General features: G+C 44.7%; 24 protein-coding genes. 16 read left to right on the plus strand and 8 right to left on the minus strand.

All coding sequences use genetic code 11. The features are described 5' to 3' along the window. Nucleotides 1–119: 119 nt before the first annotated feature. The 3 genes from nth to QT990_RS28880 form a co-directional block, all read right to left on the minus strand. Complete coding sequence (gene nth, locus QT990_RS28870; protein ID WP_333144978.1) at nt 120–782, minus strand: endonuclease III; 663 nt, start codon at nt 780–782, stop codon at nt 120–122. A gap of 276 nt (nt 783–1,058) precedes the next feature. After that, nucleotides 1,059–2,153: an RIP metalloprotease RseP gene (rseP, locus tag QT990_RS28875; RefSeq protein WP_333466070.1), complete on the minus strand. Its 1,095-nt coding sequence runs from the start codon at nt 2,151–2,153 to the stop codon at nt 1,059–1,061. A 35-nt stretch (nt 2,154–2,188) separates the two neighbouring features. Then, nucleotides 2,189–2,350, minus strand: a complete 162-nt coding sequence (locus tag QT990_RS28880) for a hypothetical protein (protein WP_333144976.1) — start codon at nt 2,348–2,350, stop codon at nt 2,189–2,191. A 57-nt stretch (nt 2,351–2,407) separates the two neighbouring features. Between QT990_RS28880 and QT990_RS28885 the strand changes: the two genes are divergently transcribed. The 5 genes from QT990_RS28885 (at nt 2,408) to QT990_RS28905 (ending at nt 9,522) form a co-directional block, all read left to right on the plus strand. Continuing rightward, nucleotides 2,408–3,085, plus strand: coding sequence for an ATP-dependent Zn protease (locus QT990_RS28885; RefSeq protein WP_333466071.1), 678 nt, complete (start codon nt 2,408–2,410; stop codon nt 3,083–3,085). Nucleotides 3,086–3,198: 113 nt separating this feature from the next. Further along, a complete protein-coding gene (locus QT990_RS28890) occupies nt 3,199–3,750 on the plus strand; it encodes a hypothetical protein (protein WP_333466072.1) in 552 nt (183 codons plus the stop codon). Between the two features lie 170 nt (nt 3,751–3,920). Continuing rightward, a complete protein-coding gene (locus QT990_RS28895) occupies nt 3,921–4,478 on the plus strand; it encodes a Uma2 family endonuclease (RefSeq protein ID WP_333466073.1) in 558 nt (185 codons plus the stop codon). Between the two features lie 213 nt (nt 4,479–4,691). Next, nucleotides 4,692–6,122 (plus strand): MFS transporter, encoded by a 1,431-nt coding sequence (locus QT990_RS28900; RefSeq protein ID WP_333466074.1) that lies wholly within the window; start codon nt 4,692–4,694, stop codon nt 6,120–6,122. A gap of 1,039 nt (nt 6,123–7,161) precedes the next feature. Further along, a complete protein-coding gene (locus QT990_RS28905) occupies nt 7,162–9,522 on the plus strand; it encodes a polysaccharide biosynthesis tyrosine autokinase (protein WP_333466075.1) in 2,361 nt (786 codons plus the stop codon). Between the two features lie 223 nt (nt 9,523–9,745). Here QT990_RS28905 and QT990_RS28910 read toward each other — a convergent pair whose 3' ends face one another. Both QT990_RS28910 and QT990_RS28915 read right to left on the minus strand, forming a co-directional pair. Continuing rightward, nucleotides 9,746–12,205, minus strand: coding sequence for a CBS domain-containing protein (locus QT990_RS28910; protein ID WP_333145613.1), 2,460 nt, complete (start codon nt 12,203–12,205; stop codon nt 9,746–9,748). A gap of 94 nt (nt 12,206–12,299) precedes the next feature. Next, nucleotides 12,300–13,553 carry a transposase gene (locus QT990_RS28915; RefSeq protein ID WP_333145615.1) on the minus strand — a complete coding sequence of 418 codons (1,254 nt, stop codon included), beginning with the start codon at nt 13,551–13,553 and terminating at the stop codon, nt 12,300–12,302. Nucleotides 13,554–13,842: 289 nt separating this feature from the next. On the opposite strand from QT990_RS28915, the gene QT990_RS28920 reads away from it, so the two are divergent. Further along, nucleotides 13,843–14,517: a HEAT repeat domain-containing protein gene (locus QT990_RS28920; protein WP_333145617.1), complete on the plus strand. Its 675-nt coding sequence runs from the start codon at nt 13,843–13,845 to the stop codon at nt 14,515–14,517. A gap of 90 nt (nt 14,518–14,607) precedes the next feature. Here the strand turns inward: QT990_RS28920 and QT990_RS28925 are convergent, their stop codons facing one another. The 3 genes from QT990_RS28925 to QT990_RS28935 are packed head-to-tail and all read right to left on the minus strand — an operon-like array spanning nt 14,608 to nt 15,249. Next, on the minus strand, nt 14,608–14,751 hold the full coding sequence (locus tag QT990_RS28925; RefSeq protein WP_333145619.1) for a hypothetical protein: 144 nt from the start codon (nt 14,749–14,751) through the stop codon (nt 14,608–14,610). After that, nucleotides 14,738–15,022, minus strand: coding sequence for a PIN domain-containing protein (locus tag QT990_RS28930; protein WP_333145622.1), 285 nt, complete (start codon nt 15,020–15,022; stop codon nt 14,738–14,740). The genes QT990_RS28925 and QT990_RS28930 overlap by 14 nt, the downstream gene beginning before the upstream one ends. After that, the gene (locus QT990_RS28935; RefSeq protein WP_106146537.1) at nt 15,022–15,249 is read right to left on the minus strand and encodes a hypothetical protein; all 228 of its coding nucleotides are present in this window, start codon (nt 15,247–15,249) and stop codon (nt 15,022–15,024) included. The genes QT990_RS28930 and QT990_RS28935 overlap by 1 nt, the downstream gene beginning before the upstream one ends. Nucleotides 15,250–15,381: 132 nt before the next feature. Between QT990_RS28935 and QT990_RS28940 the strand changes: the two genes are divergently transcribed. The 10 genes from QT990_RS28940 (at nt 15,382) to QT990_RS28985 (ending at nt 22,297) form a co-directional block, all read left to right on the plus strand. Beyond that, the gene (locus QT990_RS28940) at nt 15,382–15,981 is read left to right on the plus strand and encodes a hypothetical protein (RefSeq protein ID WP_333145623.1); all 600 of its coding nucleotides are present in this window, start codon (nt 15,382–15,384) and stop codon (nt 15,979–15,981) included. A gap of 84 nt (nt 15,982–16,065) precedes the next feature. Continuing rightward, nucleotides 16,066–16,320 carry a hypothetical protein gene (locus QT990_RS28945; RefSeq protein WP_333437555.1) on the plus strand — a complete coding sequence of 85 codons (255 nt, stop codon included), beginning with the start codon at nt 16,066–16,068 and terminating at the stop codon, nt 16,318–16,320. Nucleotides 16,321–16,419: 99 nt separating this feature from the next. Next, nucleotides 16,420–16,779, plus strand: a complete 360-nt coding sequence (locus QT990_RS28950) for a metalloregulator ArsR/SmtB family transcription factor (protein ID WP_333437556.1) — start codon at nt 16,420–16,422, stop codon at nt 16,777–16,779. A 116-nt stretch (nt 16,780–16,895) separates the two neighbouring features. Further along, on the plus strand, nt 16,896–17,924 hold the full coding sequence (locus QT990_RS28955; protein WP_333466076.1) for a PstS family phosphate ABC transporter substrate-binding protein: 1,029 nt from the start codon (nt 16,896–16,898) through the stop codon (nt 17,922–17,924). Nucleotides 17,925–17,961: 37 nt separating this feature from the next. Further along, nucleotides 17,962–19,113, plus strand: a complete 1,152-nt coding sequence (gene arsB / locus QT990_RS28960; RefSeq protein ID WP_333437558.1) for an ACR3 family arsenite efflux transporter — start codon at nt 17,962–17,964, stop codon at nt 19,111–19,113. A 6-nt stretch (nt 19,114–19,119) separates the two neighbouring features. Continuing rightward, complete coding sequence (gene arsH / locus QT990_RS28965; RefSeq protein ID WP_333437559.1) at nt 19,120–19,776, plus strand: arsenical resistance protein ArsH; 657 nt, start codon at nt 19,120–19,122, stop codon at nt 19,774–19,776. Between the two features lie 36 nt (nt 19,777–19,812). After that, nucleotides 19,813–20,208, plus strand: coding sequence for an arsenate reductase, glutathione/glutaredoxin type (gene arsC / locus QT990_RS28970; protein ID WP_006633827.1), 396 nt, complete (start codon nt 19,813–19,815; stop codon nt 20,206–20,208). Between the two features lie 201 nt (nt 20,209–20,409). Then, nucleotides 20,410–21,396, plus strand: coding sequence for an arsenosugar biosynthesis radical SAM (seleno)protein ArsS (gene arsS / locus QT990_RS28975; RefSeq protein ID WP_333466077.1), 987 nt, complete (start codon nt 20,410–20,412; stop codon nt 21,394–21,396). Further along, nucleotides 21,393–21,554 carry a hypothetical protein gene (locus QT990_RS28980; RefSeq protein WP_333466078.1) on the plus strand — a complete coding sequence of 54 codons (162 nt, stop codon included), beginning with the start codon at nt 21,393–21,395 and terminating at the stop codon, nt 21,552–21,554. Before arsS ends, QT990_RS28980 begins: the two co-directional genes overlap by 4 nt. 17 nt (nt 21,555–21,571) lie before the next feature. Beyond that, nucleotides 21,572–22,297, plus strand: coding sequence for a TVP38/TMEM64 family protein (locus QT990_RS28985; protein ID WP_333466079.1), 726 nt, complete (start codon nt 21,572–21,574; stop codon nt 22,295–22,297). The last annotated feature ends 38 nt before the right edge of the window (nt 22,298–22,335 follow it).

Below are 22,335 nucleotides of genomic sequence, written 5' to 3' on the forward strand. Positions count from 1 at the left end.
AACATTTTTAGCAACAGGCAAGATGCCTGTTCCACAATAACTCAACATTTTTAGCAACAGGCAAGATGCCTGTTCCACAATAACTCAACATTTTTGTGGTACAGGCATCTTGCCTGTACTTAACCTTGGTGCAACACCAAACTATTAGCAGAAGGACACAAATCTGCAAGTTCGCAAATATTGCAAGCCGGATTTCTCGCATTACAAACTGCCCTGCCGTGATAAACCAACCGAATCGACCAATTTTCCCAATCCGGCTGCGGCAACAATATCATCAAATCCCGCTCGATCCTTATAGGATCGGTATGTTCGGTCAATCCCAAACGCTGAGTCAAACGTTTGACGTGAGTGTCTACCGTCACGCCCATATTAATACCAAAAGCGTGAGCGAGAACAACATTAGCGGTTTTGCGGGCAACTCCGGGCAATTCTAGTAGCAGTTCCATCCGCTGCGGCACTTGATTGTTAAATTTATTGACGATCGCCTGACAAGCACCTTTAATATTTTTAGACTTATTGCGGTAGAAACCAGTCGATCGCACCAGACTTTCCAATTCTTCTAAATCAGCATTTGCCAAAGCCACCGCATCGGGAAAACGCTTAAACAAAGCCGGCGTTACCAGATTTACTCGATCGTCCGTACACTGAGCCGAGAGAATCGTCGCCACCAGCAACTGCACGGGAGTTTCGTAGTTGAGAGTGCAAGGAGCTTCGGGATAGAGGCGTTTGAGGCGAACCAGAATTTCGAGCGATCGTTGTTTTAAACTTAACTTTTTAGTCATTAGTCAGTAGTCATTAGTCAGTAGTCATTAGTCATTAGTCATTAGTCATTAGTCATTAGTCATTAGTCATTTATTTTTAACTTCCAGGCTCTGCCCGGGAATCGATATCCATAGGCTCTGCCTCGCTTGCGGAGGAAAAAAAGGAGAGGGAAAAATAGGAAAATAGGAAAAGGGAAAAGTAGGGATAATTCTTCCTTCTTCCTAACATCCGTTACATCCGTTACATCCGTTACAGAATCCGTTGCCGAACTTCCTTCTTCCCTCTTCCTTCATTTACTATTGCATGAAATTTCGCAAATCAAACCCAGCCAAATTAGCAGTATCGCGAATAATCAAGAAAATTCCCAAACCCAGCAACAACACCAAACCAGTCTGCATGACATTTTCCTGAATGCGGTTCGGCAGAGGCTTGCCCCGCAGTCCTTCTATTAACAGAAAAGCTAGCTGACCGCCGTCCAAAGCAGGTAAAGGCAAGATATTAATCACAGCCAAATTGATGCTAATTAGCACCGCATACTGAAACAAACTGGCAGCATCCGATTTGGCAATCCCTGCACCAATCGCCACAATCGCCACAGGCCCGGACAACTTGTCGGCAGTCTGGCTGAAATTGCTAAGTAACTGCCCGAAACCTTGAACCGTCAGCACCACAATGCGCTCAAATTCTTTGGCGGCCTTGCTAAACGCCTCTACAAATCCGGCCCTCTGTCGCACCACAGTGCCGTTAGAAGTTAGCTGCACGCCAATGCGACCTTTGCCGTCGGGCGACTCTTCAGGAGTTACTGTCACCACAAATTTTTGTTCTTGGCGCTGAATTTCCAACGCTAGGGGTTGGTTGGGATGATCTTGGATTGCTGCGACCAATAATTTGACTGCTTCGCCGGAAGCGCCCAATTCCTTGCCGTCAACAGACAGAACAACGTCGCCCGATCGAATTCCCGCTTGTTTCGCGGCCGAACTGACTTCTGCGGCGACTTCCGGGACTTTAACTCCCGGTAGGTAGTTCATTTCTGCCGCGCCGACAGTACCCAATTGCACCACCAGCAGGAAGTAAGCAAAAATTAAGTTGGCAATTACCCCTGCGCTAATGACGATCGCCCGATCGAGCACGGGGCGATTTTTGAGCAAATTCGGGTCATTTGGCGGAATTGTACTGTCTGGATCGTCGTCCGGGAAACCCACGAAACCTCCCAGGGGAAAGGCGCGAAGGGCGTATTCAGTTTCCGGGCCTTGGTACTTCCAGAGGATGGGCCCGAAACCGATGGAGAAGCGGTTGACGTGGATGTGTTGAAGTCTCGCCGCCAGGAAGTGGCCGAGTTCGTGAACGACAATCAAGATACCTAAAACTGCGATCGCTGCCAAAACTGACATGAAGGATTCCACTAACACTTTTACTGGACTTTGATTTATTTTAATATCTTTTTAATATCGGTGGCTTCGGAGGGGCAATTTTCAGTCAAACTGGAAGGTGGTGTTTTTGTCGGAAGTCCCGGCTGCTGCGATCGACCCGACGCTGGCAAACCGATCGCGCGATCGTACCTGAGTTTACCTCTAAAACCAATTCCCATTACCAATTCCCTATTACAAATTCCCCATTACCAATTCCCAGTTACCAATTCCGCATTATGAAAGACACTTCTTTGAATATTATCGCTATTTCTATCTTTGCCATCACCATTTCAATATTGTTGGGGCCCCTATTCAACTTGCCAGAAGCCGTACCTGCGATCGCCACTTTTTGCCTGTTGGGGCTTGCTACCCTTGACAGTTTCCAGTGGCAAGGTCAAGGCGGTACTATTTTATTAGATTGGCTGGGGGGAACTTCCAAACAAAAGCGCGATCGTATCCTTCACCACGAAGCCGGACACTTCCTAGTCGCGTACCTGTTGGGAATTCCCGTAACCAGCTACGCCCTCAACGCTTGGGAAGCATTTAAACAAGGTCAAACAGCCCAAGGCGGCGTCCGATTTGAAGACGAACAATTAGCATCTCAACTCCAAAGTGGCACTCTTTCCGCCCAACTTTTAGACCAATACTGCACAGTGTGGATGGCCGGAATAGTCGCCGAAAAATTTGTTTACGGCAGTGCAGAAGGAGGAGCAGAAGACCGCACCAAAATTAGTGCAATTTTAACACAACTGCGCCGTCCAAGTTCCGAGATTCAACTCAAACAAAACTGGGGTTTGCTGCGAGCAAAGAATCTGATAGAAAGCCACAAATCAGCTTACGAAGCCCTAGTAGCAGCAATGAAAAAAAGAGCCACTGTTGCCGAATGCTGCGACATTATTCAGCAAAATTTATAGGAGAAAAAAGATTACGCACTCTTGCCTTCTAAACCCGGTTTTTGTGTAGATTTATCACCAAAAAAAGTGCGTAGTAACCGAGTTTAAGAGCGTATTATAGGGATTAAAAATTCATGTCAGAACCAAAAGATTTCCCAACAACACTGCAAACAGCGAACCCAAATACAGAAAAATTGTTGTGGCTGTTCGGTTTCCGGATCGACCCCGGCACCGAAATACCAAATCTATATACTTTAATTGTCTATGGAGAACAAGAGCCGCCCTTAGTAGCCGGCGGTCAACTTGTATTTTTTACCCGTCCAGAACTAGCGATTAACGCTCTCCAATTGTGCAATATCGATGTCAGCGAACTGGGAAAGCCACCCACACAAATAGACGCTATTTGCGACATTGCAGAAACGCTGTACTTGCTCGATGCCGAAGATTTTGACGAGTCAGCTACTATCCTCAACTCTTTGAACGCACTTTTCGATTTAGTGAAAGCTACTTTAATACCGATGCCAACTGAATACAAGCGCATACTTTATGATTTTGCAGACCATTTGAATATTGAGGAAGAGTTTGCAAGTTTTTTAGATGCAGAAGATATTCAGCGATCGGAAATTGTCAATGCCATTTTGTGGTGTGTGGGAGCAATTACAGCTAAATCTAGATTGCTGACCTAGCAATTTTAGTTTGGGATTTTAGATTGGTAATTTGGGAGTTAAAGTAGTCCGGGACTATACCAAATAAACCTGGTTTTTTACCATTGTTAAAGTCTCTTATCCAGTATTTTGATAAAAAAACGGTTTCTGCCTTTAGGATAATAGATAATATAGCCAAAGGAAATCGTGCCATGACTGTAACAGATGTACGCTTGTGGACTGTAGACGAATACCGCCGCATGACCGAAACTGGCATTCTCAATCCCGATGAACGAGTCGAATTAATTGATGGGCAAATTATTTCAATGAGTGCAAAAAAACCTCCGCACGCAGCAACTAACCTCTGTGCAGCCGACTATCTCAAAAATCTGCTGGCAAGACTTGCTTTAATTCGCATCCAAGACCCGGTTACTCTAAGTATAAATTCAGAACCAGAACCGGATATTGCTGTAGTGCAAATTGACCCTCGGCTGTACCAAGATTTTCATCCCGCACCAGACAATATTTTCTTATTAATAGAAATAGCTGACACGACTTTAGAAACAGACCGCAAGCGGAAAGCACCGGCTTATGCTAAGGCGGGAATTAGTGATTATTGGATACTTGATGTTAACACGCCGCAAGTTTATGTTTTTCGCGAACCGGACGAGGCAAACTACCGACAAGAAACAGTATTTAATGAAGATGATGTTTTGTCAATGCTGGCATTTCCCGGAATAGAAGTTCAGATTTCGCAACTTTTTCCTTAAGTAGGGGCAGGTTTTACCAAGCATAATTGCCTAAGACAAATAATCTGGTAAAGCCGCCCCCACTAACCTATCAATTACCAATTACCCAATTATCAATTACCAAATTTTCAGGCTCGTCCCGATCGCTACAAAAAACTTAGTATTAGGGCGTAGCGCGAGTTATACTCCTACTACAAAGCCCCCACGGGCAAAATAACCCCGAAATCAAAGTTTATGAGCAACACTTCCCCGCCTCAACCAGCCGCCAACAATCCCGCCACACAAAAACTCAGTTTCTCGACAAAATTAGCTTACGGTGCCGGCGACCTCGGCCCGGCAATTACCGCTAACGTTTTAGCATTTTACCTCCTAGTTTTCTTTACCAATGTCGCTGGTTTACCTGCCGGCTTAGCCAGCAATATTTTGGTAGTTGGCAAGGTTTGGGACGCCATAAATGACCCGATTGTGGGGGTTTTGAGCGATCGTACTTCTCATCCTTGGGGCCGCCGATATCCTTGGATAATATATGGTGGCATTCCCTTCGGCATATTCTTCTTATTGCAGTGGATTGTACCTAGCACGGATCACACAGTGTTATTTTGGTACTATGTTGCGATCAGCATTTTGTTCAACACCGCCTACACGGCTGTCAATCTTCCCTACACTGCCCTGACTCCAGAACTTACTCAAGACTACAACGAACGCACTAGCCTTAATAGTTTTCGATTTGCTTTCTCCATTGGCGGCAGCATCCTTTCATTGATCTTAGCTCTAATTATCTTTCGTGTATTTGAAAAAGACCCGAATCAACAATATTTAGTATTAGGTGCAATCTGTGCAGTTATCTCTGTCTTGCCTTTGTACTGGTGCGTTTTGGGAACTCGCAAGCACGTCGCAGCCCAACTATTAGAAAACGCCGAACTAGATAATTCTACATCTTTGCCACTAAAAGAACAGTTGCAGATTGCATTTAGCAATCGCCCTTTTTTGTACGTCATTGGAATATATCTTTTTTCTTGGCTGGGAGTGCAATTAACTGCTACTATTATTCCCTACTTTGTTGTTAACTGGATGCAACAGCCACAGTACGTTTTTAGCTTGGTTGCGATCGCAGTTCAAGGCACTGCATTAATCATGCTATTTGTTTGGAGTAAAGTCAGCGAGAGATACGGCAAAAAAGCCGTATATTTTATGGGCATGAGTTTGTGGATTATTGCCCAAGCTGGACTGTTTTTCCTCCAACCAGGACAAGTATTGCAAATGTACCTATTAGCAGTCATGGCAGGTATCGGAGTTTCCACGGCTTATCTAATACCTTGGTCGATGATACCGGATGTGATCGAACTCGACGAACTGCAAACAGGAGAAAGACGCGAAGGCGTTTTCTATTCGTTTATGGTACTGCTGCAAAAAATCGGATTGGCAGGGGGTTTGTGGTTGGTAGGTCAAGCATTAGAAGGAGCTGGATTTTTATCTACAGTTCCGGGACAGCCTGCACCCGTACAGCCAGAGTCTGCACTGTTTGCGATTCGAGTTGCGATCGGGCCACTGCCCACAATTGCTTTAATTGCTGGCATGATTCTTACATATTTTTATCCAATAACCCGCGAAGTTCATGCAGAAATATTGTTGAAACTGCGAGAAAGAAAAGCACAAAATCAGTAAGCCCTAATAAGGAGTAGTTGGCAATTAGTAAAAGCGAAAAATAACAATTCCCAATAGCTAATCCGGGCGATATCAATAGCAATCCTCCCATCGGGGGCCAACTCTTTTTTTATTTAACAATGTGTCATCTTCTTATGGCATCGGTTAATTCCCAAAAAAGCCCGTTGCGCGTTTACCTCAAGGATTGCTATCGTTGGCTCGGAAGACAAATCAAAGCGATAGTTTTAGTAATAGCCCCGGAACCCAGAAACCTAGTTTTTTTACTAAAATACATAAATCGCGCCACGCCATCCGCCCCGATAGAAAAACCCCGAATGCTTGAGTTGTTCGAGATGTCATCGGGGTTGAAAACACAAATTATTAAATTTTATGTCTGTCGCGCACTATAGAGAGTAGTTTGTGATATAGCTACGACGCTCTGTAAGTCTATATACTTGATCAGTCATCCAGCTCCTCAAAAAGTTTATAATTAAAAGAAGAAACAGATTTTTCTCGGAAATTGATTCGATTACTTGCCGTTCCCAAAAATCTGCTGAAGGTGGCTAATTATATCTACATGGGAAATGCAAAACCTTTTAGCCGCTCAGTTAGCGCGTAAGTTAACAAGTGCTTCGGCCGTTGACTCGGAACCGAAAAATGCCATAGAGGACAAACCAATACCAGTGCAAGTGGCGGCTGAGGTGTTACGATCAATTGTAAAAGTTTGGTAAAGTTATTGAACCCCCTGTCGCGAAGCTGAGCGACACCCGAAAAAGTTTGCTTCGCCGCCCGGAAACCCTAAATACAAGCACAAGGCAGCAGACCCCAAAAGCAGTCTGATATAACTCTCCAGCAGTTGTAAAAGAACTTTTGCCGCCGGCATAGCATAGGGATTTAGTTATTTTTGTATACTATGTGAAAGTAGTGAGAACTATTAGAAGGAAGTGGGCTCGACCAACCAATAATTTCGTGTGATATCCTTAAGCCAATGCTCAAAGTATCAACCCGAAGGCTCGCAGAAGAAAGCTGATTTTACCCACAAAATATCCAAGAGGTCAACATGGAAAGAGAACAGGACGCTCATATCGTACCAATTAGCAACCAGAGCCGACAGGTGCAGCAATTTTCCGTTGACGAGGGAGAAGAGTTAAGCGCGCAGCCTCAGAAAGGATTGAATCTAAAGCCGTTGTTGAGGACTTTTCAGCGACAAGCCCTAATCATTATTGGGATTATAGGTCTAGTAGGCGCTGGAGCTGTTTATCAGATCAAGGGAGGCAAGAAAACATATCAAGCCGATTTTCGGATGCTAGTGGAACCCGTGACAACGGAGGCCAGAATTGCTGACCCCTCTGCCCTAGCCAATCGCGGCGATGGGGGGGGAGTCCCTAGTCGAGATTTTTTTAGTTTGGACTACGCAACTCAACTTCAAATTCTCCAGAGTCCTCAGATGCTGTCGGCTATTGTTAAACAAGTCCAAAAACGATATCCAGAAGTTACCGAGGAAATTCTTAAAAAAGGATTAGTCGTTTTGCGGGTGGGAGAAGATATGATGACGCTGACTAAAATTTTGGAAGTTCGCTTCATGGGGACCGATCCTAAATTAGTTGAGTTCGTTTTACAAGAAACTAAAAAGAAATATTTAAAGTACAGTCTGGACGAACGCAAGACTCGCATTGGTGAAGGTGTTATTTTTATTGAAGACCAGCTTCCGGGACTCAATAAGCGCGTAAACAAGCTGAAATCGGAGTTACAGGTGATACAGGAGCAGCAAAAGATTACCAATCCTCAAGAACAAGGCGCGCAATTAATGCAGCAAGTTCGTACCGTAGAAACTTTAGAGTTAGAAACTCAAAGGCTACTGCAAGAACAGAAAACGCTGTACGCTAACTTGCAAAAACAATTAGATTTTACACCAAATGAAGCTATTGCCGCTTCCGCTTTAAGCGAAGAACCTCAATATAAAGAGTTGCTGACCAAGGTTAAGGAAGTAGAAGGTCAGATTGCTGTAGAAACAGCTCGTTTTAAATCTGCTAACCCTATAGTGGAAGCTTTAGAGCGCAAGCGGGCAAATTTAGTAGCTTTGCTCAACCAGCAAACTGATAGAATTTTGGGGCAAAATTTAGTAGGCACCCAAGCCAATTCTAAAGTTCAGAATTTTCAAAATTCTATTCGCATAGGCTTGATTAAACAATTGGTTGATACTGCTAACGAAGTTGAAGTCTTAGAAGCTCGCCGTCAGGCAATCAGCCAAACTAAAAACAATTTAAACCGACAAGCAACAGAATTCCCCACCATAGCCCGCCGCTACAACGAACTGCAACAGCAATTAGAAGTAGCCGCCCGCACCCGCGATCAACTTTTAAGCCAGCGGGAAACTCTGCGCGTCCAAGCAGCTCAAAGCCAAGTACCTTGGGAAATAATTTCTGAACCACAGATACCGCGAGATGCTAAGGGCAACCTGATTCCAGTTGCCACGAAAGCTAAAAACAAATTTGTGATGGCAGTTGTTGGGGCGCTAGTTTTGGGTCTTGGAGCGGCTATCCTCATTGAAAAGTTCCGCAATATTTTCTACTGTGCTGATGACGTTAAAGATGCGGTTGAAGCGCCTTTATTGGGAGCAATTCCTCTTGACAAAAATGCTAGAAAATTGCAGCCTTCTATTGCTAATGCCTATGCTTATCTGGAAGGAAAAGAGGGTAATAAGAAAAAGGCTGCGGAATTTATAGAAGCTTTTGACTCTCTTTATACTAATATCCGCTTTCTTTCTTCAAATCGAACGATTAGCTCTTTGGCAATTGGTTCGGCTACAGTTGGCGAAGGCAAATCTACGGTTGCTTTAAACTTAGCTCACGTGGCAGCGCTGGCGGGTCAGCGAGTGCTGTTAGTAGACGCAAATTTCCATTCGCCCAGCCTGCACTTGCTGTTGGAACTGCCTAATGTCAAGGGATTGAGCAACTTGCTCGACAATAAAAACGAATCCAATGAAATTATCCAACGATCGCATCTAGCAGATAATCTTTTTGTATTAACTGCTGGTCTCCCGGAGCCTGGTACTGCCAGACGGCTGGCATCATCTCAGATGCAATATTTAATGGAAGAACTTCAGGCAAAATTTGACTTAGTTATCTACGATACGCCGCCGCTGGCGGACAGTAAAGATACGAATTTTTTAGCGGCGCGCACCGATGGCATACTGATGGTTGTAGCAATTCGCCAGGTTCCCTTTTCTTTAGTCCAAAAAGTTTTCAGTCAATTAGAAAATTTTGGCATACCATGCTTGGGCACAGTTGCGAATCATGCCCCTAAACGCAAGAAGTATTCAGCAGCATCGAGATCATCAGTTGTTGAAGATAAAAATGAATATTTGAATTTGACACCAGCGCCGTCTCGTATCCGCAAACTAGCTCCCAAAAAAGAGTGATACCCAACAAAGATGACCCCCAAAAAATCGATACCAACCCCCGACAGCATTCATGGAACTCCCAAAATTTTAGACTCTTGTTCAATCTCCCAGATTCGTCTGTGGAGTAAATCGAAAATCTAAAATCGTTCGACTCAGCGCGACTTGAAGCTCGCGCTTGCCGAACCTCTTAGGCCCAAGTCTAAAATCTCAAATCTCAAATCTCAAATTGACTGATGGCGGACTAATTTCCATCCGGGTTGGTAGGAAAGGTGACGATAAAATTAGTCCAGCCATTGCTGCTATCAACCTCAATTTTTCCCTGCAACTGTTCGACAAGTTTTTGAACCAAAGCTAAACCCAAACCTGTACCTCCTTGTTTCCAAGGATCTGCGTTGGGAACTCGATAAAATTTCTCAAAAATTCGAGGCAATTCCTCTCTGGAAATGGACGATTGATTGCTGAGTGTAAATTGGATTTCTGAAGCCACAGCACTTGCTTGTCGCGAATTTGTCCTTTGTCCTCCTTGTTCCCAGTCTCCGTTTTTGCACTCAACTTTCAGAAAAATTTCGCCGTTATTGGCAGTATATTTGCAGGCATTGTTGAGGAGCTCGGCTAAAATTCGTCCCAAACTAGCGCGGTTGGAACTGATCGTGGGGAGGTGGCGATCGCACTCTACTCGCAAATCCTGGTGGCGGTCGTGGGCCCGGGTGTAAAACGGGTCGATAATAGTAGGCAGCCAGATTTCTAAGTTTACTGGTTCGAGGTCGATCGGACAAGTTGCAGCTTCGAGCCGCTGCAAATCTAGCAAAGCATTAATCAAATCTGTTTCTCTAGTACATTCTGTTTCTAAAATTTCTAGATAAATCTGGCGCCGATCTGGTGTGGGAGAAATTCGCAGCATATGAATAGCCATTTTTATATTAGCTAAAGGCGTCCGCAGTTCGTGAGAAACTGTGCTGAGAAATTCATCCTTGAGGACGTTTAAATGCTGGAGTTCGTGAACTTTTTGCTGCAATTCGGCGGTGCGTTCTTGGACTTGGCGTTCGAGGTCGGTGTTGAGATTTTGGACTTGCTGATAGAGTTGGGCTTGCTGAATGGCGATCGCGATTTGAGTTGCCAGTTGCAGCAGCAAATCCACTTCCGAAGGCTGCCACTGACGGGATTTGGAACACTGATGAACACACATCATCCCCCACAAATTGCCGTCTTGCAAAATTGGTACAATCAAATAAGCTTTGATTTGCGCTTGCTGGAACCGCGCATATTTTTCGGCGCTCAAACAGGCTTGGTCGAGATCCGGAACCGCATAAATTTCCTGTTCGACCACGGAAGCAGATTCTTGCCAAATATTATGCGGCATGATTTCTCCCAAGATTGAAGGCCAATTTTCGGCAACGGATTCTGCCACTACAATGCCGTAATTACTGGGTTCTAAATGCAAGATTGCTACTCGGTCAGCTTGCAAAACTTGGCGGACTTCATCGACGCTGGCGTTGAGAATTTCTTCGAGGTTTAAGGATTGGTGAATCCGCAAAGAAATGTGAGTTAACAGCCGATCGCGCTGCAATTGTTCGTGGAGTTTTGCAGTCCGTTCCCGCACCTGCTGTTCCAGTTTGGCGTTGCGGCTTTGCAACAGTTCCACTTTTTCGGCTTGCAATTGATAAACCGACTGCTGCAACTGTTTGACAACTCGGTACATTTCGGTGGGATCGAGGACTCTGAGCAAGCTGGTCTGAGTAATAATTCCCAACAGTTCTCCGCGCCCCCCGCACACGACCAACCGCTGCACTTGTTGCTGCTGCATTTCTTTGTGCGCCGTCCATAGGGAATCGGAAGGTTGAAGAAATTGCAGGGGAGTTCTCATGACTTTTTGAGCTAGGGTTTGCTTGAAATTTAGTTCAAGAAACTGTGCCTGCACAATGTCATATTCGGTAATAATTCCCAGGGGTTGGTGAAAGGAATAGTGAAAAATGGAGGTATAGTCATCTTTGGGCTTCTCCATTGTTAATTCTTTGTTTTTTGTAATCACTACGCAACTGACTTGATGCTCTGACATCAGTTCGGTTATGGTCAGCAGCGAGGCGGTGTGGGGCGCTGTAATTGGCGTAGTCATTAATTCTGCTACCCGCCGCAATTTAAGAATGTTTGAAGGTTGCAATACTTGGCGAATTCTTTCCCGTGTCAGCACTCCTACCAAGTGCCGAAATTGATTGACGATCGGCAAATAGCGAATCTTGTGCTGGCGAAATAAGGATAAGGCGGTAAACACGTCTTGGTCATCGGATTCTGTGAGGGAGACCGACACCGGGGACATCACTTCGGAAATTGGTATTTTGTGCAGGGCTACTTTGTGCTGGTTGTCTATTGTGCCAGAAGCTATCAGCCTCACTAAGTCGGCGGGAGTTAATATGCCGATTAACAGCCCGCGACTGGGGTTGTCGGATAAGTTGCCTGTGGTAATAGTCTGCTGGTTCTGCACGACGAACACGCAGCGGGCCCGCACCTTTTCCGGCGTGGATGTTTCGGTCATCCCCCCCCGGTCTGAGGGTACAGGTGTTTTGACTAGGGGACAACTGTTTCGCAACTGACTCATCAGGGCGATCGCCACTGCTAAGGAAGTTTCTGGCCCGGCAGTGAGGGGGTAGCGATCGATCGCTTGTTCTAAGGCTGAGGAGTAAAAGGGTGGGTGGTAGAACGGCATAGTGGATTGCAGGTTGTCAGAGGGCGGCTAACGATCGGGCAAAGCCTTAGGGAACGGCAGAAACAGTTCACAAAAAACCGGGCAATACTTGACATTACCGGATTTTTTGTGGCTCTTTTCGTACAGGTGAAACCCGTACAGGTGAAACTGCAAACACCTCTATACGGTTGCTGCACTCCTCAAAGGGTGAGTTTCCGTTTACTTTTCTAATCATATTTAAGGCTGCATTCACATCAGCATTAATCAGCGTTTCATTCCCCGACCGAAACAACCCACGTTTAACTCTCTTACCCTGGTAAGACTCTTGCTTACCGACAGGCTCTAAATCCAAAAAGCTGCACTTACTTGTATAAGATTCTTCTGTAACTGTTACCTTTATTCCCACTAACTCAGCTTTGTAAGTAATCCTTTCTATGAGCGTGGATTGAGGAATTGCTACAAACGTCTGAGTCGTTTTTTTTCCTAATTGTAAATTTTGTTTCCACCCCACATTTTTGCCAATAACTAACTGCCCGATTTGATCGTTCACCAACTGCTTGACTATCAAGCTGCTGGTTTGATGAAGATAGTTTTCAACTCGCTTGTTTCGCTTAAAGGTGATTTGCTGGATTTGAGGTGTGGTATATTTCCCTTTCTCAAGTTTTGACTGTAAAAAGGCTAGGCGCTTATTGAAACCTTGATTGATTGATTTGAGATGTTTCCCATCATAGAGAGTTGGAGTAAATGTTGGCTTATTTGATGCTAAAGCGACGAGGTTATCAATCCCTAAATCTATACCTGCTATGAGTTGAGGGTTTAAATCCACCAACGTTACAGGCTTTTCATAAACAACCTCAACAACGTAGGTCGCTGTGGCAGGAACTATCCTTACCTCTATGACATCTTGGGCTTTTGTAGCAATTATTATGTCACTTTGAGATAAATGAAGTAGCCCATTATTTTTATTTTTTCCCCTTTGTCCTATCGATTGGTTATCATAAATTAACAAGTTACGTCCACAGGTTTTATGTTTGTATTTGGGAATTCGGGGGGGGGATGAAAATTGATGGATATCTCGGTAATAAGCCTTTATTGACTTTTTCCAAGCCTCCCAATCGTGAATAACTTGTTTGAGAACTTGATTGCTAATTTTAGCAGGTAAGGATTTATAGTCGGCTGTGGGTTTTAGGATGGCATATAACTGTTTTAGACTCCTGGCAGCGCCAACTTTTGACCCAGAGTTAAAAAAGTGTTGCCTCATGTAATAGTTACCATGATTGTAGAGATTTTTGGACAGGAAAGATAAGTCATCAAACTGTTTAAAAAACTGATGCTGCCGGTCTATGTAATGCCTTTCAACGACAATCATACTTTTTTGGGGGGAGAAACGAAAAGTTTTTTGTTGCTTTGTTAAGCACTGTACAATAAAGTCTAGGGATTATCCGATATAGTGTAACACCTCGCCTGTGCTTGCGACTTAAATAATAGACTTTCTAATTGATTATTTCCATTAATCTGAGCTTCAGATTAATGGAAATAATCCGCAATCTCATTCATCTCAAATACGCAGGGCGGTTTTTACGGCCTGCTTTTACCCTGAGACTCCCCTATAATCAAAATAACCCGAATGTAAAGTTTTACTACAAGATTTATCCATAATGACAACTTTAAGCTTAGAGCAAATTGCAGCCAAGTTAGAAAGCCAAAATTCCGCCGATCGAATGGTGGCTTTGGCTAACTTGCGGAATGTGCCTGCTGCAGAGGCGGTGCCTTTGATTAAAAAGGTGTTGAACGACGAAAGTTTGCAGGTGCGATCGATGGCTGTGTTTGCTCTTGGGGTCAAACCGACAGCAGAGTGCTATCCCATTCTAGTCAAATTGCTAGAAACTGACCCGGATTACGGCATTCGCGCTGACGCTGCGGGTGCTTTGGGCTATCTCGAAGATATCAGAGCTTTTGATGCTTTGGTGCGCGCTTTTTACGAAGATACTCAATGGCTGGTGCGGTTCAGTGCTGCTGTTTCTCTGGGGAATCTCAAAGATCCCCGGGCCCGCGACGTGCTGCTAAAAGCTCTCGACAGCGAGCAAGTGGTGATCCAGCAGGCGGCAATTTCGGCTTTGGGGGAAATTAAGGAAATTGGGGCGATCGATCGCATCCTCAATTTTGCTCAGTCGGAAGATTGGCTGATCCGCCAGAGGCTGGCTGAAGCTTTGGGCAATTTGCCGAGTATTAAGAGCGTTTCGGCTTTAAAATACTTAGAAAAAGATAGTAATTCTCAAGTATCTAAGGCGGCAACAATTTCTCTCGATCGTTTGTCAAAAGCAGAAGGATAACAGATACCCATACTTTTTTTGTAAGTGTTTCATTTCCGGGCTTTGAAGCCGGGGATGAAACACCTATAGCCTAATTTATTCAGCCCTCTGCTAGGTCAACCGATTGCTCAGTTCTTGAGGTGACAAAACGGGAATCGGCGACCCTGCGAATCCATTCACATCCCGAGTAACGATCGCCTCTAACTCTAACTCGATCGCACACGCTATCTGCACCGCATCTTCAAAATCCGGCAATCAAGGGCGCAATCGCTTGCTCCAGAACCTCTCGATCCACCGCACAAATTTCCATCAATGCCAAAAGTCGAGTTACGGCGGCAATCGCAGCTTCAGAACTCTTGGTTTGTCGTCCAACCACATAATGCACATCCGTAACCGTTGTCGCTGACATAAACCCTTCAACTCGCCCCGATTCAACTGCATTCAGTAAAAAAGCAGCATCCGCTACGAAAGGTTCGCCTGCCAGCATTGCATCCAGTAAAACATTGGTATCAAATAAAACTTTCATTACAGATACTTTTGCACTAACCGCTCATCCAACATTGCCTTTACTTCTGCATCTGTAGGTGGTGGCGCGTCCGTTTTCGCAATGCCAATTAAACTAGCGGCTAAACCCTTCGGTTTCACCTTCGATCGGGGTTTGGGTTGGAGCGATCGCATCAAGGCATCGATCAACTGCCATCGCTCCTCGGCAGACAACCTCAGTGCTCGGTCTTGAAGTTCGCGTAACGTCATAGTAGTTATCTTTCACAGAAAGCATTGGACAAGCAGGCAAGTATATAAATACCCCCGCTTCAAATTTTAGCGCCTCAAGTGATATAATGTTAGCTTCTTAAAAACACTTAATTTTTCGGGAGAGGGAGTTAAATGCCCTACAGTCAATTTAGCATAGAACAAATTAAGGCAACTTTCGGCATCGCCTTTTCGAGCAAGATGGGCTTGTTTGCTGACATTCCCGCAATAGAACCAAGCAGTTTTTTGCAAGAAACTTTGCAATTTAATCTGCCTTTAGCACTAGAAATTAATTCCGAGAAAGCTCGCTCCGAGCTAATTGTCGCGCCAATATTAGTTGAGATTAAAAAACGGCTCCCGGAACGGATGAGTTTATTTTCCGGTCGAGAATTCAATGTAGACGCTGCTAGGGGTTTGAGCGGTTATTGCGATTTTCTAATTAGCCGATCGCCGGAACAGCTAGTCATTGAATCCCCAGTTATCGCCTTGGTTGAAGCCAAAAATGACAACATCCAATCCGGCTTAGGACAGTGCATGGCAGAAACGATCGCAGCACAAATATTTAACCAGCGTCAAGAAAATGACATTCAGACAATTTATGGAGTTGTCACCACTGGTAGTATCTGGAAATTTTTCAAGTTAGAAGGAATTGCGATCGAGATTGACACCAGCGAATATTTTATTAATAATGTTGGTAAAATTCTCGGTATCTTAATAAATTTTATAGAGTCTTGAGTGAAACCAGAATGTATTATTTAAGCTGCTGCGTGCAAATCGCAAGTTAGAATAGTTGTTGATATCGTTTAACCAAAGCCAGCCATGAATCAAGCGCCCAATCCCTTTAACTCAAATCCATCCAATCCGCTAGACCCGTTGGAGCAAGAAGTTGACGAGCAAGGTGAAGGCTTGCCGAGACAGTACCACCCGGCCACTAAAAAAACTCTGCAAAAAGTCTTTATCATTCTGGTAGTTGTTGGGGCAATTATTGGGGGAATTTTATCTATAGGGGTGATTTCGCTGATGCAAAAAGCCGGACTCACTGATGTGCCGGCGCGGGTACAGACTCCGAAGTAATATCGACTCCGAAGGATCTGTCGATGCTGAATGCACTGATTTTCGGGGATGAAACTTGAGAAACTATGATGTTTTGTATGGATGTTTTCTAAATAATTGATGCTTAAAAATTCTACGACTGCACCCGATCGCATTTCACAGCGACAGATTTCGGAAAAACTTGTCTCCGCAGGCTTTCACGCTCTTTCTGACCCCCTGCGGATTCAGATTCTGGAGTTGCTGCGGGAACAGGAGTTGTGCGTGTGCGATTTGTGCGATCGCCTGTCTGTCCCCCAGCCTAAACTCTCTTTTCACCTCAAAACCCTAAAAGAAGCTGGTTTAGTTCGCAGCCGCCAAGAAGGTCGCTGGATTTACTACAGCCTCAATTTAGCTCAGTTTATCGCCCTCGAACAGTACCTCGCCGAATACCGCCGTTTCAGCCAGATCCTGCCGGCGCGCCCCTGTTCTGACGCAGATTAACCCATCAACTTTTCTTAATGTGTTTATTGGCTATTTGTCTTCCCTCATACTTGACATATCAAATTTTATTGATATGATTCCAGTGTACCCCTTAGTTATGGCATTGGGTGAGGTCAATGAACCCAGCAGAAAAGCCCAAGGTTTTCGCACTAAGTATAATTGCTTTGACCATAGGTGCGATCGGGCTTCTCAACTCCTGCGGACAAGTCCCGTCGCCAGAATCGCAAAGCATTAAAATAGACGGTTCCAGCACTGTGTATCCAATTACGGATGCGATCGCGAAAGAATATCAAAATACCAATCCCAAAAAAGCATCAATTACTGTTGAATTCTCCGGTACGGGTGGAGGATTTAGAAAGTTTTGTGCTGGCGAAACTGACATCAGCAACGCCTCGCGACCCATCAGCCCAGGGGAAATGGAAGCCTGCAACAAAGCTGGCATCCGCTACTACGAATTACCTGTCGCATTTGACGCGCTCACAGTAGTAGTCAATCCCAAAAATGACTGGGCAAAAGACATTACTGTAGCCGAACTAAAAAAACTTTGGGAACCCGCCGCCCAAGGAAAAATTACCCGCTGGAATCAGATTCGACCCAATTGGCCAAATCGACCTATAACCCTTTACGGTGCAGGCAAAGATTCCGGTACATTTGACTACTTCACAGAGGCAACAGTAGGTACTGCGAAAGCCAGCCGCACCGACTATACAGCTAGTGAAGATGATAATGTTTTAGCGCAAGGAGTTATTAAAGACGAAAATGCTTTAGGTTACTTTGGATTGTCCTATTACGAAGACAACCAAAGTCAATTGAAAGCTGTAGGTATTGACAGAGGCAAAGGAGCAGTGTTGCCATCCCGCGAAACTGTAGAAAAAGCTCAGTATCAGCCCCTGGCACGACCTCTATTTATCTATGTCAACTACAACTCGGCTCAAAATAAAGTAGAACTACGCAACTTTGTAGAATTCTACATGAAGAAAGCTCCGACCTTAGTTAGTTCTGTGGGTTATATTCCTTTACCAAAAGAAGGATATCAACTAATTTATCAGCACTTTTACAATGGGAAGGTGGGCACAGTTTTTGGTGGTCAAGCTCAGCTTGACTTGACTATTGGCGAGTTATTGCGACAGCAGGCTAAATTTTAATTTTTTCTCATGAATTTTCACTTACCAGTTAACTAAAATGAACCATCCTCAAGCAACGAACTCACCTGTCCAAGCAGGAAGCAAGCTCAGTTTTTTTGAAAGATACCTCACCCTTTGGGTATTTCTTTGCATTGTAGCCGGTATTATTCTCGGTAGATTATTCCCCAGCGTCGCCGTCACCCTTGATGCTCTCAGCTTTTATCAGGTGTCAATTCCTATTGCCATTTGTCTATTTTTTATGATGTATCCCATCATGGTAAAAATTGACTTTACCCAGGCAGCCCATGCAGCGCGATCGCCCAAACCAGTAATCTTAACATTAGTCGTCAACTGGCTCATCAAACCATTGACAATGGTAGCCTTTTCTCAGTTTTTCTTAGGTTGGCTATTTCGCCCCCTCATTACAGGCAGCGAAATAATTCGTGGCAGTGAAGTCTCCATCGCTAGTTCCTACATTGCGGGTACAATATTATTAGGAATTGCCCCTTGTACGGCGATGGTTTTAATGTGGGGATATCTCTCCTACGGAAATCAAGGACATACCCTCGTTATGGTTGCCGTTAATTCCCTAGCCATGCTGTTTTTATATGCACCATTAGGCAGATGGCTGTTAGCAGCAAATGATTTAGTTGTTCCTTGGCAGACAATAGTATTGTCTGTATTCATTTATGTGGGTTTGCCATTAGCCGCCGGAATGTATAGCCGTTTCTGGATTTTCAAACATAAAGGGCGAGAATGGTTTGAACGAGAGTTTATGCAATATTTGAGTCCAGTTGCTACCGCTGCCCTTTTGATTACGCTAATTCTTTTGTTTGCCTTCAAAGGAGAGTTGATTGTTAACAATCCTCTGCACATTCTTTTAATTGCTGTGCCTCTGTTTATCCAAACAAACTTCATTTTTCTGATTTCTTATGTAGCAGCTTTAAAACTCAACCTGTGCTACGAAGATTCAGCACCGGCCGCGCTGATTGGTGCTAGCAATCATTTTGAGGTAGCGATTGCTACGGCTGTCATGCTTTTTGGCTTAAACTCAGGTGCAGCATTGGCCACAGTTGTCGGTGTTTTAATTGAGGTTCCAGTGATGTTAATGTTGGTAGAAGTCTGCAAGCGAACAGCATTTTGGTTTCCCCGAAAACCAGAAACAGCATCGCTGCGAGACCCTCGTTGTCTTCCAAATTCCCATTGCTAGAATCTCATGAACAAATTTACTCATAAACCCCGAATTCTCTTTTTATACGGCTCTTTAAGAGAGCGTTCTTACAGCCGCTTGTTGGCGGAAGAATCTGCTAGAGTGATCGAGGATTTCGGTGCCGAAGTTCGATTTTTCAATCCTCTAGAATTGCCGATTTATGGTAGCGTTCCCGATACGCATCCGAAGGTTCAAGAATTGCGGGAACTGAGCCTGTGGTCGGAGGGTCAAGTCTGGTCTAGTCCAGAAATGCACGGCAATATTACTGGCATTATGAAAAACCAAATTGACTGGATTCCTTTAAGTATTGGGGCCGTCAGACCGACTCAAGGCCGAACTTTGGCGGTGATGCAAGTCAGCGGCGGTTCCCAGTCTTTTAATGCTGTGAATACTTTGAGAATTTTGGGCCGCTGGATGCGGATGTTTACGATTCCGAATCAGTCTTCGGTTGCTAAGGCTTATCAGGAGTTTAATGAAGATGGGACGATGAAGGATTCACCTTATCGCGATCGCGCGATCGACGTAATGGAGGAACTGTACAAGTTTACCCTGCTGTTGCGGGAGCAAGCCGACTATTTGACCGATCGCTACAGCGAACGCAAGGAACAAGCCGCTAAAGAGGCGATCGCCCTAGCAAATCGTGCTCTTGAAACATCTAACTAAGAACCACCAACTAACAACTAACAACCCACAAAAACCATGAAAAAAGTAATGTTTGTTTGCAAAAGAAACTCCTGCAGATCGCAAATGGCAGAAGGATTCGCTAAAACCATCGGAGCCGGCAAGATTGGAGTCACCAGTTCCGGGTTAGAATCAAGCAGAGTTCATCCGACAGCAATTCAAGTCATGTCAGAAATCGGCATTGATATCACCGATCAAACATCCAACCCATTAAGCGAATTCAATGCAGAAGACTACGATGCAGTAATTTCTTTGTGCGGCTGCGGTGTGAATTTACCCGAAGCGTGGGTATTGCGAGAAGTGTTTGAAGATTGGCAACTCGACGATCCCGACGGACAACCCATCGAAACTTTTCACCGCGTTCGAGATGAAATTAAAGCACGAGTTGAAACATTAGTTGACTCTCTAAAGTAAGATTAATCGTCCTACACCCACGGGTGGTCAGAAACCGGGTTTTTTTCTCATAAGATGCGTTACAGCCCGCAAAAACGGCAAAAAACCCGGTTTCTTGGGTTTTGATGCGTCCAGAACTATTAGAATTAGTGCTAAATTATGAGAGGCGTTCCGTCGGAACGCCTCTACATTCGTTGCGAGCACAGACCAAAAGGTTAGCACATGATTCAGACAGCAGTCACCCCTTTCAAAAACAAAATTCACTCAGCTTTAACTAAAAAGCAGATTACAGTTTTACAAATAAATCTCGGCAAACGCTGCAATCTCGCTTGCACTCACTGCCACGTAGAAGCTAGCCCGACACGAACAGAAGAACTTTCCCCGGAAATTTGCGACCAATTAATTGAAATCATTCGCCGCTTTCCTCAAATTAAAACTGTTGACCTCACCGGCGGTGCTCCCGAAATGCTTTACGGTTTTAAACCGCTAGCGGAAGCTGCGAGGGCTGCAGGGAAAGAGGTAATTGTTCGTTCTAATTTGACGATTTACTTTGAAAAAGGTTTTGAAGATATTCCCGAATATTGCGCGCAGAACCAAATCAGAATTGTGGCGTCGCTTCCCTGCTACCAAGCTGACAATGTGGACAAAATGCGTGGCAACGGTGTTTTTGACAGTTCGATTCGGGCGCTGCAAAAGCTAAATGAGTTGGGATACGGGAAAAACCCAAATTTAACTCTGGATTTGGTGTACAATCCACAAGTGCCGGCAACAGATAAGTTTTCGCTAACACCGGAACAAGGCAAGTTAGAGGAAGATTACAAGGTTTATTTAGCCGAACATTTTGGGATTTGTTTTAATCAATTGTTCGCGATTACTAATTTGCCGGTGGGACGAACTAAGTTTCATTTGGAACATAAGAAACTTCACAAGCCTTATCTGGGGTTTTTGGAGGATAATTTTAATCCCGGTACTCTGGAACATTTAATGTGCCGTAACGAATTGTCGATCGACTATTTGGGCAATGTCTATGACTGCGATTTTAACCAAATGGAAAATCTGCCGGCGAAAACTGGCAATGGGGAAAAGATAAATACTGCTAAATTGCTCGCATCTGGCAGTTTAGATGTGATTCAAGAGGTGCAAACGGCTGCTTATTGTTACGGCTGTACGGCGGGTAGCGGTTCTAGCTGTGGCGGTACTTTGATTTGAGAAGGAAGAAGGAAGAAGGAAGAAGGAAGAAGGAAGAAGGAAGAAGGAAGAAGGAAGAAGGAAGAAGGAAGAAGGAAGAAACTATGCTCTTGGGCCCGATTCCCGATTCCCGATTCCCCATGCTTTTGGGCCTAATGCCCCATGCCCATATTATTTAGAGTGGAGAGTTTAGGTAATGAATGATTCGCGATCGCCCGATGAAAATCCGCCGCCATCAAATAGGTGGAAGCTGATTTTAGGGATTGGTTTAGCTGTGGCTTTGATTGCAGCGACCCAGTTTTTCAACTTTCAAGGAATTCTGAAAAATGCGCTGGAGTCGATCGCGAGTCTCGGCCCTTGGGGCCCGGCAGCTTTTATTCTCATTTACATTGTCGCAACGGTTCTATTTATCCCCGGTTCTTTGCTGACTCTTGGTTCTGGCGTTTTGTTTGGAGTCGTTGGCGGTTCGGTTTGTGTTTCCATCGGCTCGGTTTTAGGCGCAACTTGCGCTTTTTTGGTAGGGCGGTATTTAACTCGCGACTGGGTTTCCAAACAGATAGAGGGCAATCAAAAATTTAAGGCGATCGACTCCGCAGTTGCCTCTGAAGGATGGAAAATTGTACTGCTGACGCGGCTTTCTCCAATTTTTCCGTTTAATTTGCTTAACTATGCTTTTGGAGTCACGCAAGTATCTCTAAAAGACTATTTTTTCGCATCTTGGATCGGCATGATTCCCGGAACTGTCATGTATGTTTATATCGGTTCCCTGGCCGGGAGTTTGGCTGCACTCGGATCGCAAGGGCGATCGCGCACTGCTGCTGAGTGGGCTCTCTACGGGATTGGTTTGCTAGCAACGATCGCCCTCACCGTTTATGCAACCCGCTTGGCTAAAAAAGCTTTAGACGAAAAAATTTCCCCTTGACACCACAGCGCAAATTTGTAAATTTGTCAAGAGGGTTT

This window comes from Microcoleus sp. T3_B1 (assembly GCF_036700445.1).
Classification (GTDB): Bacteria; Cyanobacteriota; Cyanobacteriia; order Cyanobacteriales; family Microcoleaceae; genus Microcoleus.